We start from the raw sequence: 14137 nt of genomic DNA on the forward strand, positions 1-14137 counted from the left end.
TTCTGCAATATAAAGATTGTTTTTAACATTTTTTTACGGTTTTACCATAATTAAAATAAATTCATTATTGTTCCTCTAAATAATTTAAAGCACAAGAAAAGAATTATATTTGCAAATTAGTATAGCATATACCTTATGAAGCACATTAGAAATTTTTGCATTATCGCACATATTGATCACGGTAAGAGTACATTAGCAGATAGACTGTTAGATTTTACAGGCTCTGTAACTGAACGCGAAAAGCAAAACCAGTTATTAGACAATATGGATTTAGAGCGAGAACGTGGTATTACCATTAAGTCGCACGCCATTCAAATGGATTATATTTACAACGGAGAACAATACGTATTGAACTTAATTGATACGCCTGGTCACGTTGATTTTTCATACGAAGTTTCACGATCTATTGCAGCATGTGAAGGAGCTTTACTTATCGTTGATGCTGCTCAAAGTATTCAAGCTCAAACTATATCAAATCTATACTTGGCTTTAGAGAATGATTTAGAAATCATTCCTGTACTAAATAAAGTAGACTTACCAAGTGCCAACCCTGAAGAAGTTACTGATGATATTGTTGATCTTTTAGGCTGTGACCCTGAAGATGTAATACACGCTAGTGGTAAAACAGGTTTTGGAGTAGAAAATATTCTTGAAGCTATTATAAACCGTATCCCAGCACCAAAAGGAAATGTTGATGAGCCTTTACAAGCGTTGATTTTTGATTCTGTTTATAACCCTTTTCGTGGTGTAGAAACATACTTTAGAGTTATTAACGGTTCTATTAGAAAAAACCAACAAATAAAATTTATAGCTACAGGTAAAACTTATGGTGCTGATGAAGTTGGTACTTTAAAGCTTAAACAAGTTATAAAAAACGAAATAAAAGCAGGTGATGTTGGATATTTAATTACTGGAATTAAAGAAGCTAAAGAAGTAAAAGTAGGAGATACAATTACTGATTCAGCAAAGCCAACGCAAAATGCTATTGCGGGTTTTGAAGACGTAAAACCTATGGTATTTGCTGGTATTTATCCTGTAGATACTGAAGATTATGAAGACTTAAGAGCCTCTATGGAAAAGCTTCAACTTAATGATGCTTCTCTTGTATTTACACCTGAAAGTTCTGCTGCTCTTGGTTTTGGTTTCCGTTGTGGGTTTTTAGGAATGCTACACATGGAAATTATTCAAGAACGCTTGGAGCGCGAATTTGATATGACCGTAATTACAACTGTTCCTAACGTGTCTTATCACGCATTTACAAACAAACATCCTGATGAAATTATTATAGTAAATAACCCATCAGATTTACCAGAACCTTCAACATTAAATCGTGTTGAAGAGCCTTATATTAAAGCTACTATTATTACCAAAGCCGACTTTGTAGGTAATGTTATGTCGCTTTGTATTGATAAACGTGGTATTATTACAAACCAAACTTATTTAACAACCGAACGTGTAGAATTATCTTTTGATATGCCTCTTGCAGAGATTGTTTTTGATTTTTACGACAGACTTAAAACAGTTTCTAAAGGATATGCCTCGTTTGACTATTCTCCAATAGGTATGCGAGCTTCAAAATTAGTTCGTGTTGATATATTACTAAACGCACAGCCTGTTGATGCGCTTTCTGCTCTAATTCATGCTGATAATGCATATACTATTGGTAAAAAAATTACTGAAAAATTACGAGAGTTAATACCAAGACAACAATTTGACATTCCTATTCAGGCAGCTATTGGAGCAAAAATCATTGCTCGTGAAACCATTAAAGCGCTTCGTAAAGATGTTACTGCAAAATGTTATGGTGGTGATATTTCTAGAAAACGTAAACTTTTAGAGAAACAGAAAAAAGGTAAAAAGAAAATGCGTCAAGTAGGTAATGTTGAAATACCTCAACAAGCATTTATGGCTGTTTTAAAGCTAAATGATTAAAACCTTCAAATAACAAAAAAGCTCACTTAAAAGTGAGCTTTTTTTATTTATAAAATTACCTGTTTTATACTTTTTCTACATCTATTGGCTTTCCTAAATAGACAAGTTTAGAGCCTTCTTTTATAGTTATCCCTTCTTTATTGTTTGAAGGTATAATATTTAGCTCTCCTTTGTCATCTTTAATAAACAACGGAATAGAATCTTTGTCGTTATCTGTTATTTCAATTAAAGACTCATAGTGTTCCTTGTTATCTAGTTCTATTTCTTGAATAGATGGATGTTTTCTTATAGCGGCGTTCAAAGAATTATAATCGTCAGTAAAAGAAAATAAACCTTCTTTAATGTTACTAGAACCATTTTCTATTTCTTGAGATGTCATAAGCCTAAACGACCCATTTTCTCCAAACTGTTTGCTAAACTTATTTATAGCATACTTGTTTATATCAGAGCTTGGAGTAAGAGCCATTAAGTATCCTACATCATTAAGCTCTATATTGTCTAATAAATTATCAGAATAAATGTTTGCGACTATAGCTTCTAATCCTAATTCTCTAGCTTTATTAATATTATTTTGATTACTATCTATTAACACAACGTGTCTATTATTAGACTCTAAATAATGTCCTAATAAACGTGATATTTTTGAAGCACCAATAATTAAAATTCCATCAGATTTTGTTAAAAATACACCTACTGTTTTTGCAAAAATCCTGGCTGTTGTCGCGTTTAGTAAAACAGTGCCAAGCACAATCATAAAAACTAAAGGTGTAATATATTCTGCGCCTGCAACGCCATCTTTTGCTAGTTTCAACCCAAATAGTGATGCAATACCAGCAGCAACAATACCTCTAGGTCCTACCCAACTAATAAATAGTTTTTCATTAAGCTTTAAGTTAGACCCTTGTGTACTTAAAAATACTCCAAGCGGTCTTAAAATAAAAACTACAACAGCAAATAATATGGCTGTATTCCAATTATAAATAAGTAATAAATCTTCAAAGTTTATGTTTGCCGCAAGAAGAATGAATAAAATAGAAATAAGCAATACACTTAATGACTCTTTAAAATATAAAAGCTCTTTTAGATAAGGGGATTTTGAGTTACCTAAAACCATTCCCATAACTACTACAGATAATAAACCTGACTCATGAGCAAAAACATCAGAGAGAACAAAAACGCCCAAAACAGCTGCTAATGCAAACACATTCATTAAATAATGAGGAACAAGTTTTTTGTTTATAATGAAATTAAGCGCATGTGCAAAAGTAAATCCAAACGTAGAACCAAAAAGAACAATTTTTCCAAACTCAATAAAAGCTGTAATCGTGTATTCTCCACCCGCATCAACACTAATAAACTCAAACACCAATACAGCAACTAAAGCTCCTATAGGATCTATTAAAATACCTTCCCATTTTAATACTGTAGAAATATCTTTCTTTAAAGGAATATTTCTTAATATGGGTGTAATCACTGTTGGTCCTGTAACAATTATTAAAGCTGAAAATAAAAACGATATTTCCCAACTTAAATAAAAGATATAATGGGCAGCAACTGCTGCACCAAAAAACGTAACAACAGAGCCAACAGTTATTAGTTTTGTTATTGCTGGACCAACGTTTTTTATTTCGCCCATTCGTAAGGTTAATCCTCCTTCAAAAAGAATGATACTTATTGCTAAAGAAACAAAGTAAAACAAACTTTCCCCTGGAAAAAGACCTTCTGTGCCATTCCATCTAGGAGAAATCCATTTAGAGCCATCATCTGTTAGAAACTCTTGGGCAATAGGACCAACCAATAAACCTATAAGTATTAATGGTAAAATTGCAGGGATTTTTAACTTCCAAGCAACCCATTGAGCCAGTATTCCTAATATAACAATACCTGCTAATTCAATCATATTTTTAAGTTTTAGGGAAAAATAGGAATTTTAAATTTAAAAAGACACTTATTTAAGTGCTATTTATGATTATATCTTTTGATGTTATTTTACAATTAAAAAGGGAAAAAATAAGGTATGATAAAGGTTGCTGCAATCCATATTAAAATATTTAAAGGTGTTCCTACTTTTAGAAAATCTCCAAATTTATAATTTCCAGGAGCATAAACCATTGTGTTGGTAGGATAGCTCATAGGTGTCATAAATGTGAGTGAGCAAGCAAACATTACTGCAACCAAAAAAGGTCTAGAGCTTACATCCATCATATGTGCTAAATTAATAACAATAGGCGTCATTAATGCTGCTGTTGCTTTGCTAGAAATAAGATTTGTAGAAATAAAGGTGGCTAAAAATAAGATGCTTAATGTTATATTAGCTTCATACTGTCCTAAACTGCTTTGTATAAAATTCGCTATAAGCGTTGCGCCTCCTGTTTTTTCTAGTGCTGTTCCCATTGATAATACGCCTGCCATCATAAAAATAACTTTCCACTCAACGGCTTTATAAGCTTCAACAGGTTTTAATGCGCCTGTAATAATCATTAATAAAGCACCAATCATAGCGCTTATTAATATTGATGTTACATTGAATGTTGCAGATAAAACCACTCCTATTCCTATTAATACTGACGGAATCGCTTTTTTATAGTTTGTTTTTTTCTTTTTGTATTCTGAAAGCTTTACTACAAGATTTTGAATTTCTAAAGTCTCAAGTTCTTCTTTTTGACCTAAAATTAAAAGCATGTCGCCTTCTTTTAGTTTAATAGAAGAAAGCTTGTCATATTTAACCTCTTCGCGTTGCCTGATGGCTATAACCGAGCTTTTATATTGCCTTCTAAAATTGAGTTGCTTTAAAGAACTGCCTGCTAATGCAGAACCAAAAGGAACTATAACTTCATGTATTTGATAATCGGTTTCTTGAGACTCTGCAGCCTTCATGCGTTTACTTCCGCTTATTTTATAGCCTTTTAAATCTAAAAGTCTTTGTAAGGTTTCTGGTGGAGTAAGTACTTTTAAAATATCTCCTTCTTTAAGTTGAATTTCAGGTGAAAAATTATGTTTCAAAACACCATCACGAAGTACAGAAAGCACATTAATATTATGATCGCTTACTAGTTTTGTGCTGTGTAATGCTTTCTCTAAATCTTTACACGTTGCTTCAACTTCTATTTCAGTAATATATTTTTCTGCCGTATTAATAAGTTCATTTGACCTCTCTTTTTGTTTTGGTAATAAAAAAGGAGCTATTAAAAAAATATAAATAAAGCCAACAGCTAGTAAACATACCGCTGCTCCACTAAACTCAAACATACCAAACTCTTCAACACCATATTTTTTAGCATAACTACTTATCAAAATATTTGTTGATGTTCCTATAAGCGTACAAGTTCCTCCAAACAGAGCCGCAAAAGAAATAGGCATTAACAACATGCTAGGTTTAATGTTAGTTTCTCTACAAACGGTTAATGCTATTGGTAATAATAATGCAACAACAGCGGTATCATTAATAAAAGCAGAAAACAAGCTGGAAATAGCACAAAACATTACTAACGCAATTAAATAATGTATTTTGGCTAGTTTTATTATTTTATAACTTAAGCCATCTAAAATTCCTGAATTAAAAATACCTCCACTAATTACAAATATGCAGCCCAAAGTAATTGTAGCCGGATGATTAAATCCCGAAAATCCATCTTCTGGAGATAAAACACCTGTTACAATAAACAAAGCCATGATGATAATAGACGTTGTATCTATTGTAAAATAATCTCTAACAAATAGCAGTATTCCAAAGGCTATTATAGAAAATGTGATAATTAATTCTGCGCTCATATACCACGAGATTATAGATTAAAATGTTAGCACTACTCCGTTGTTTCTTCTTCTTTTTCTCCTGATAAATAATACAATTTTTTTAAGCTTTTTTTAAGTAGCATAAACCTATAAATACCTATCACAAAAAAAATGGCACTAAACACTAATGATAAAAAAGCTAAATACTTAAAATCCGGAAAATTTTTAAGCTGAAAAAAAGCAATGCCTCCTAAAAGTAAATATAATGAAGACCTAATGTAAGATAATAAAGTGCGTTCATTTGCTAGACGCGTTCTTTCAATAGCAAGATAATCTCGCAATATAATTTCTTCATCAGGTTTAAAATCGCGTCCAAACCTTAAAAGTTTCATTTTCTTAATCTTTAATTGAGGTTTCACGATAGGTTTCATAAATATTGCTTTTTATATAAAAATAAATCAAATTTTTGTACATACAAACTTTTAAGTATTTCAAAATAAAACCTCTTATTTGTTAAAAAAATCTCAATAACATCATTTAAAATATAAAATGTTCTGCACATTTCTTAATTTGCAAGACTTATGAAACTACATCCTATTGAATCTGGAAATTTTAAATTAGATGGCGGCGCTATGTTTGGCGTTGTACCAAAATCTTTGTGGCAAAAAACCAATCCTGCCGATGCCAACAATATGATTGATATTGCTGCTCGCTGTTTACTTATAGAAGACGGTAATAAGCTTACACTCATAGATACAGGTATGGGAAACAAACAAAGTGATAAGTTTTTTGGATACTACTATTTATGGGGCGATGACTCTATAGATGCTTCGCTAAAAAAAATAGGGTTTCATCGCGATGATATTACTGATGTATTTATGACGCATTTACACTTTGACCACTGTGGCGGCAGTATACAATGGAACAAAAATAAAACCGGTTATGAACCTGCTTTTAAAAATGCGCACTTTTGGAGCAACAAAGATCACTGGCAATGGGCAACAAACCCTAACAATAGAGAAAAAGCATCATTTTTGAAAGAAAATATTCTCCCAATGGAAGAAAGTGGTCAATTAAAATTCACCTCACTTCCAAATTCTGAAATCTTAAAAAATTCTGAATTAGGTTTTGATATTTTCTTTGCAGATGGGCATACCGATAAACAAATGATTCCTATGATACATTACAAAGGAAAAACCATTTGTTTTATGGCAGATTTATTACCAACTGTTGGTCACTTACCATTACCTTTTGTAATGGGCTATGACACGAGGCCTTTACTAACATTAAACGAAAAAGAAAAGTTCTTAAATCTAGCAGCAGATAATAATTATTATCTATTTTTGGAACACGATGCACACAATGAAATTATTACAGTAAAACACACAGAAAAAGGCGTGCGATTAAACCAAGTTTTTACCTGTAATGAAATTTTTAACTAAATATAAAAAAGAAAAAATGAAATTAATTAAACCTGTTTTGTTTTCAGCTTTAGCAGCAACTATATTATCAAGTTGTGGAAGTGGAGCTGAAATTTTATCAACTCCTGTTGAAAATATTGATACAGTAGCTCTTAAAGTATCAGAATTAACAGAAAACGAAAAGCAAACTTGGGGACATCTTGATATTGTTAAAGATACCATTCCAGGAATGAGTGTTGACAAGGCTTACTCTGAAATTATTAAAGACAAAAAAGGAAAAACTGTAATTGTTGCAGTTATTGATTCAGGAATAGATATAGAACATGAAGATTTAGATGGTGTTGTTTGGACTAACAAAAAAGAAATTGCAGGAAACGGAATAGACGATGATAAAAACGGATATATAGACGATGTACATGGCTGGAACTTTTTAGGAGATGCCTATGATGAGCAATTAGAATATGTGCGTATCCTTGCAAAAGGAGATACTAGCAACCCTGAATTCGCTAGAGCTAAAGCTGAATACGATAAAGAATACCAAGAAACAGCTGCAAGAAAACAACAATACGATCAAATATACCAACGCCTTAAAAATGCTGATGAAGTTATCTCTGCATACCTAAAAAAGGACACATATACTACTGAAGAAGTAAAAGCAATAAGCACTGAAGATGAAAAAGTAACTGAAGCAGTTGGTGTTTTAAACTTTATTTATGCTAATGGTTTAGGAACAACTCAAGAAGCTTTAACAGCTATTAAAGAAGGTGTAGATTACTTTACTGATAAATTAAACTATAACTTAAACAAAGATTTTAACGGAAGAACAACTGGAGATAACCCAGACGATTTAAACGATGTTGGTTACGGTAACGGTAATGTATTACCTACAGAAATAGGAGAAAGTCATGGTACGCACGTTGCTGGAATTATTGCAGCAGAGCGTAATAATGGTCTTGGTGCAAACGGTGTAGCAAACAATGTAGAAATTATGAGCCTACGTGCTGTTCCTAATGGTGATGAATACGATAAAGACATAGCATTAGCCATTCGTTATGCTGTAGATAATGGTGCAAAAATTATCAACGGAAGTTTTGGAAAATATTATTCTCCTCATAGTGATTGGGTAAGAGATGCTATTGCTTATGCTAGTGATAATGATGTATTATTCATCAATGCTGCTGGTAACGAAGGTATAGATATTGATAGCAAAGCTGTATATCCTAATGATGCTGTAAACAATGGCCCTGAAGTATCAGAAACGTTTATTACTGTTGGAGCTTTAGCACCTAAATATGGATCAAATATGATTGCTAGTTTTTCTAACTACGGAAAAATAAATGTAGATGTTTTTGCTCCAGGAGCAAAAGTATACTCTACAACTCCAGAAAATGATTACCAAACAAAAGGAGGTACTTCTATGGCAGCTCCTGCTGTAGCTGGTGTTGCAGCTTTAGTACGCTCTTACTACCCTAAATTAACTGCTGCACAAGTAAAGCAAGTTATTTTAGACTCTGGTTTAGCTGTAAATCAACAAGTTGTTGTTGGCGGTAATGCAAGCGATGTAAGACCTTTTGCTGATTTAACAAAATCAAGTAAAATGGTAAATGCTTATAATGCTTTAATTATGGCTTCTCAACTTTCTAAATAAGTAAATTTTTACAAAGCCTCTTCAAAGATTGAAGAGGCTTTTTTATTTTAAAACCTTTAGTAATGAAACGATTATTTTTTTCTGTTTTTAGTTTAATTATTCTAGCATCTTGTGGTAGTTCTTCAGAAACTGTAAAAACTCAAACAACCTCATCAAAATCAGTATCTTCAACCTATTGGCAACAACATGTTGATTATAAAATGACTATTGATATGGATGTAAACAACTACCAATATCAAGGAACACAAAACCTAGTTTATACAAACAACTCTCCTGATGTATTAAATCACGTGTATTATCATTTGTTTTTTAATGCCTTTCAACCTGGTAGCGAAATGGATGTACGCTCTAGAACCATTGCAGATCCTGATGGTCGTGTAGGAGATAGAATAAGTAAGCTTAAGCCTAACGAAATAGGATATATTAACGTAACATCGCTAAAACAAAATGGTCAAGCTATCAATTACAAAACAGTAGGAACTATACTGCGTGTTGATTTAGCAAAACCTATTCAACCAGGAGAAAAAGTAACCTTTGATATGCAGTTTAATGCGCAAGTTCCTGTACAAATACGTCGTTCTGGTCGTAATAATGCAGAAGATGTAGCGCTTTCAATGACACAATGGTACCCAAAACTAGCCGAGTATGATTTTGAAGGTTGGCATGCAGATCCTTACATAGGCCGTGAATTTCATGGTGTTTGGGGTAATTTTGACGTGGCTCTTACTATAGATAAAAATTATGTTGTTGGCGGAACAGGTTATCTACAAGGAGAACCTAAAATTGCTGGTAACAAAAAAACATTACATTTTTTAGCTCCAAATGTGCATGACTTTACTTGGGCTGCAGATCCTGATTACATTCATGATACTATGCAAGTTCCTAACGGACCACTTTTAAACTTTTATTACAAAAGCACATTAAGTGATGAAGCAAAAGAAAACTGGAAAAAACTACAACCAAAAACAGTTGAACTTATGCAGTATTTTAGTGAGCATATTGGTAAATATCCTTACGATCAATACTCTGTAATTCAAGGTGGTGATGGCGGCATGGAATATGCTATGTGTACGCTTATTACTGGTAAACGTAAATTTGGAAGTCTTGTAGGTGTTACTGCTCATGAATTAGCACATACGTGGTTTCAATTTTTACTAGCTTCAAACGAGTCTAAACACGAGTGGATGGATGAAGGTTTTACAAGCTACATTAGCGACTATGCTATGGATGCTATTATGAACCAAAACAAGAAAAACCCAACTCAAGGAGCCTACAGAAATTATATCTATTTAGCTAATTCAGGTAAAGAACAACCACTAACTACACATTCTGATCGTTATGCCATAAATATGGCTTATGGTATTGCTGCTTATAGCAAAGGTGAAGTGTTTTTAGCGCAATTAGGCTATGTTATTGGAGAAGAAAACCTTAAAAAAACAATCAAAAAGTATTATGATGACTTCTCTTTTAAACATCCACGTCCTTTAGATATAATCAGAACTGCTGAAAAGTTAACAGATTTAGAACTTGATTGGTATTTAATAGACTTTGCTCAAACAACTAACACTATAGATTATGGCGTAAAAAGTGTAGAAGATAAAACTATTACTTTAGAGCGTATCGGACTTATGCCTATGCCTATAGACTTATCTGTTACTTATACTGATGGAACTACCGAAAATTTCTATATTCCTTTACGTATGATGCTTGGCGGAAAACCAACTACAGCTACAATAAAACCTGATTGGGCTTGGGCATATCCAACCTATACTTTAGAAACATCAAAAACAGTAAAATCTGTAGAAATTGATCCTAGCGGTTTTATGGCTGATGTAAACAGAGAAAATAATACCTTGGAAAAGTAATGCAAAAACTTTTTTTGATTTGTTTTTTAGTTATTATTCATTCTGTTTCTGCTCAAGATAGAAATGTTAATAGTGAAAACGTAATTCAATGGCAAGAAGCTTATAGGATTGAAGTTTCTGATTTTAAAAAGAAACGCCTACCTAATGATAGCTATGCCTTTACGGCGTATAAAATTGAATTCTATCCGTCTGAAGTCATTGTAGATATGAACGATTATATCCAGGGGTACGAATCATTAACCGTTGTTGCAGAATTTCATATGGATAAATCTCATTTTGAGGCAGGCTATGAAAAAGATCTTTTAAAACACGAGCAAATTACCTTTGACATTGCAGAACTATTTGCAAGAAAAATTAGAAAACGTTTTGAAGAGCTAAAACAAAAGGAAGAAAAACGATTTGCAATGTACAATAATGAATATAGACAACTATGGAAAGCCTGCCTAGAGTATCAACAAGAATTTAATAATGATACAAACAGTGGTTGGGGATCCCCTAAAAAAGTTGAAGAGTGGCAAAGCCGTATAAATCAAGAGCTAATGGATTTGAAAAAATATGCCATAAAACCTATATAAACAATTATTAAATATCTATAAAAAAACCACTTAATTTGATTAAGTGGTTTTTTTATTATAAAGACATTGTTACCTTTGATTTTCAATGAAAAATAGCTTTAAAAACACCGAAAAACTAAAAAGCAAAAAGATTATAGATCAATTATTTTCTGAAGGACAATCTGTTTCGGCATACCCTTTGCGTCTTGTTTTTTTAGAAACCACTTTTGATGATGCTGTAAATGCAAAAGCAAGTGTATCTGTTTCAAAACGTAACTTTAAAAACGCCGTTGATAGAAACCGTATTAAACGTTTAATGCGAGAAGCATATCGCCTTAATAAAACATCGCTTTTTAACAACATTTCAACACAATATGCGTTTATGTTTTTGTACATTGGAAAAGATAAACCCAGCTTATCTCAACTAGAAGTTTCTGTGAATAAACTTTTTAAAAAGTTATTAGAGAAATAACCCTATTAAACTACATGTTTATGAAAACGATTTTAACAGCATTTTTATTACTTTTTATACCATTAGCATGTTCAAATAATGCTGAAAACTCTAAAAACACTTATAATTCTCCAGAGGCTGATACTCCAGTTGTTTTATCAAAAACTTTAGAGTCACAAAACATTCAGTCAGATACACAAAATAACCTTGAGCAGAAACTCATAAAAGAAGCTTTTTTAGTTTTTGAAACCCAAGATTTAGATAAAACCTTTAGTCAAGTAGTAACCTTCATAAACAATAATAAAGGTTATATTCAAAATGATAATTCTAGTAAATCTTACAACAGAGTTAGTCGTCAAATTACTGTCCGTATTCCTACTCAAAATTTTCAACCAACCATAGATTCTATAAGTCAATCTGTAAAACATTTTGATAGAAAAAACATCAGTTCAAAAGATGTTACCGAAGAATTTATTGATTTAGAAGCCAGATTAAAAGCCAAACGAGAACTAGAAAACCGCTATTTAGAATTACTTGCTAAAGCAAAAAATGTAAAAGAAATTCTTGAAGTAGAAAAAGAGTTATCTCAAATAAGAGAAGATATTGAAGCTAAACAAGGACGTTTACAATACCTTCAAAACAAAGTGTCATTAAGCACAATTCATATTGAATTTTATAAAACAATAGCAACAGAAAGCGGCGTAACCGTTTCTTATGCTCAAAAAATGTGGAACGCCTTAAAATCTGGATTTAATGGCTTATCCTATTTTGTATTAGGACTGTTAACCATTTGGCCAGCAATTATTATAATAGGCTTTAGTATCTTTATGTTTAGAAGATGGCTTAAAAAAAGAAACAAATAGTCATAGTTTGAAATTATAAACAGATGAAAAAATTACTTAAAAAAAGAATTTTAATACCAATATCAGCAGGAATTATATTTATTACAGGGTCTGCATTTCAAAATGACTTTTTTGAAATAGCTAAACAAATAGAAATATTTACAACACTTTACAAAGAAGTAAATATGAACTATGTTGATGAGACAAACCCTGCAGATTTAATGGATACGGCTATAAAAAGCATGCTGCAAGAACTAGATCCGTATACCCAATTTTACAATGAGCAAGATGTTGAAGCTGAAAAAATAAGACGTACAGGAGATTACACAGGTATTGGTGCCAATGTAAGAACACTTCAAGATAAACTAGTAATTATAGAACCTTATAAAGGATATCCTGCCGATGAAGCAGGCTTAAAAGCTGGTGATGAAATTATAAAAGTAAATAACACGCTTATTTCAACATATAAAGAAGAAGCTGGAGATTTACTTAAAGGAACTCCAAACTCGTCTGTAAACGTGACCTATTTGCGTCAGGGAAAAGAATACACTACCACAATAAAGCGCTCTGAAATAGAAATAAATGCTGTACCATATTTTTCTATGATAAATGATAAAACTGGATATATTGTTTTAAGTAAGTTTAATAACAAAGCAGCTTCACAAACAGCTTATGCTGTAAGAGACTTAAAAGCGCAAGGTGCAAAAAGTATTATTTTAGATTTACGCGGAAATCCTGGCGGATTACTCCTTGAAGCAGTAAAAATTGTTAATCTATTTGTTCCTAAAGGTCAAATTGTAGTAACTACAAAATCTAAAGTAAAAAAGTTTAACAGGTCATATTACACACAAAACGAGCCTTTAGATACCCAAATACCACTAGTTGTACTTATCAATGGTAAAAGTGCCTCTGCAAGTGAAATTGTTTCAGGATCATTACAAGATCTAGATCGTGCAGTTATTGTTGGTTCCAGAAGTTTTGGTAAAGGATTGGTACAACGCCCTAAACCACTTACTTATGGTACGCAATTAAAAATTACTATTTCTAGATATTACACACCTTCTGGCCGTTGTATACAAGCATTAGATTATTGGCATAGAGATGAAAATGGTAATGCGGTAAGAGTAGCTCAAGAAAATTATAACGAATTTAAAACCAAAAATGGTAGAAAAGTATTTGATGGTGGTGGCGTTTTTCCTGATGAAGCATTAGAAATTACAGAAAACTCACCTATTACAAAAGCTATTTCAAACGACTTTTTAATCTTTGATTATGCTACAGACTATTACTACAATCATTCAGTAAAAGATATTAATAATTTTGAGTTATCAGCTTCAGATTTTACCGACTTTAAAAACTATCTTAAAAGTAACAATTTCACATTTGTTACTGAAACCGAAAAATCGCTTTCTAAAGTATTAGAAAATGCCGTAAAAGAAGATTTAGATGATAATATTCAAAAAGATTATAACACCTTAATATCTAATTTAAATAGCTCTAAAGCATTAGCTATAGATGAAAATAGGGATGAAATTTTATCGCTTCTTACTGATGAAATTGTAAAACGTTACGCCTACAGAGAAGGATTATATGATTACTACAAGCTGCATAATATTGAAATAAAAAAAGCTGCTGATATTTTATCAAATACAAGTAAATATAATAGCTATTTAAAATAATTTTACTATTTTG

11 protein-coding genes are annotated in these 14137 nt (G+C 32.0%); 8 read left to right on the forward strand and 3 right to left on the reverse strand.

From position 1 onward, the window contains the following. The first annotated feature begins 135 nt into the window (after nucleotides 1-135). Entirely contained in the window at nucleotides 136-1932 is a 1797-nt protein-coding gene (gene lepA, locus ACN5J3_RS00605; RefSeq protein WP_418510405.1) for a translation elongation factor 4, read from the forward strand. Nucleotides 1933-1996: 64 nt separating this feature from the next. On the opposite strand, the gene ACN5J3_RS00610 is transcribed toward lepA, so the two are convergent. The 3 genes from ACN5J3_RS00610 to ACN5J3_RS00620 all read right to left on the reverse strand — a co-directional run bounded on the left by ACN5J3_RS00610 (nucleotide 1997) and on the right by ACN5J3_RS00620 (nucleotide 6056). Further along, nucleotides 1997-3832: a cation:proton antiporter gene (locus ACN5J3_RS00610; RefSeq protein ID WP_417291505.1), complete on the reverse strand. Its 1836-nt coding sequence runs from the start codon at nucleotides 3830-3832 to the stop codon at nucleotides 1997-1999. A 95-nt stretch (nucleotides 3833-3927) separates the two neighbouring features. Then, nucleotides 3928-5703: an SLC13 family permease gene (locus ACN5J3_RS00615; RefSeq protein ID WP_418510406.1), complete on the reverse strand. Its 1776-nt coding sequence runs from the start codon at nucleotides 5701-5703 to the stop codon at nucleotides 3928-3930. A gap of 32 nt (nucleotides 5704-5735) precedes the next feature. Next, nucleotides 5736-6056 (reverse strand): DUF202 domain-containing protein, encoded by a 321-nt coding sequence (locus ACN5J3_RS00620; RefSeq protein ID WP_417291507.1) that lies wholly within the window; start codon nucleotides 6054-6056, stop codon nucleotides 5736-5738. Nucleotides 6057-6245: 189 nt separating this feature from the next. Between ACN5J3_RS00620 and ACN5J3_RS00625 the strand changes: the two genes are divergently transcribed. The 7 genes from ACN5J3_RS00625 to ACN5J3_RS00655 all read left to right on the forward strand — a co-directional run bounded on the left by ACN5J3_RS00625 (nucleotide 6246) and on the right by ACN5J3_RS00655 (nucleotide 14124). Then, the gene (locus ACN5J3_RS00625) at nucleotides 6246-7106 is read left to right on the forward strand and encodes an MBL fold metallo-hydrolase (RefSeq protein ID WP_418510407.1); all 861 of its coding nucleotides are present in this window, start codon (nucleotides 6246-6248) and stop codon (nucleotides 7104-7106) included. Between the two features lie 16 nt (nucleotides 7107-7122). Then, nucleotides 7123-8733, forward strand: coding sequence for a S8 family peptidase (locus ACN5J3_RS00630; protein WP_418510408.1), 1611 nt, complete (start codon nucleotides 7123-7125; stop codon nucleotides 8731-8733). Nucleotides 8734-8795: 62 nt separating this feature from the next. Next, nucleotides 8796-10598 (forward strand): M1 family metallopeptidase, encoded by a 1803-nt coding sequence (locus tag ACN5J3_RS00635; RefSeq protein ID WP_418510409.1) that lies wholly within the window; start codon nucleotides 8796-8798, stop codon nucleotides 10596-10598. Further along, on the forward strand, nucleotides 10598-11173 hold the full coding sequence (locus ACN5J3_RS00640) for a hypothetical protein (protein WP_418508786.1): 576 nt from the start codon (nucleotides 10598-10600) through the stop codon (nucleotides 11171-11173). Before ACN5J3_RS00635 ends, ACN5J3_RS00640 begins: the two co-directional genes overlap by 1 nt. 85 nt (nucleotides 11174-11258) lie before the next feature. Beyond that, complete coding sequence (gene rnpA, locus ACN5J3_RS00645) at nucleotides 11259-11624, forward strand: ribonuclease P protein component (RefSeq protein ID WP_418510410.1); 366 nt, start codon at nucleotides 11259-11261, stop codon at nucleotides 11622-11624. Nucleotides 11625-11644: 20 nt separating this feature from the next. Beyond that, nucleotides 11645-12466, forward strand: a complete 822-nt coding sequence (locus tag ACN5J3_RS00650) for a DUF4349 domain-containing protein (RefSeq protein WP_418510411.1) — start codon at nucleotides 11645-11647, stop codon at nucleotides 12464-12466. 23 nt (nucleotides 12467-12489) lie between these two features. Then, on the forward strand, nucleotides 12490-14124 hold the full coding sequence (locus ACN5J3_RS00655; RefSeq protein ID WP_418510412.1) for a S41 family peptidase: 1635 nt from the start codon (nucleotides 12490-12492) through the stop codon (nucleotides 14122-14124). Nucleotides 14125-14137 lie beyond the last annotated feature (13 nt).

The sequence above is a fragment of the Corallibacter sp. genome (genome assembly GCF_048381695.1).
In the GTDB taxonomy this organism is placed as follows: Bacteria; Bacteroidota; Bacteroidia; order Flavobacteriales; family Flavobacteriaceae; genus Corallibacter; species Corallibacter vietnamensis.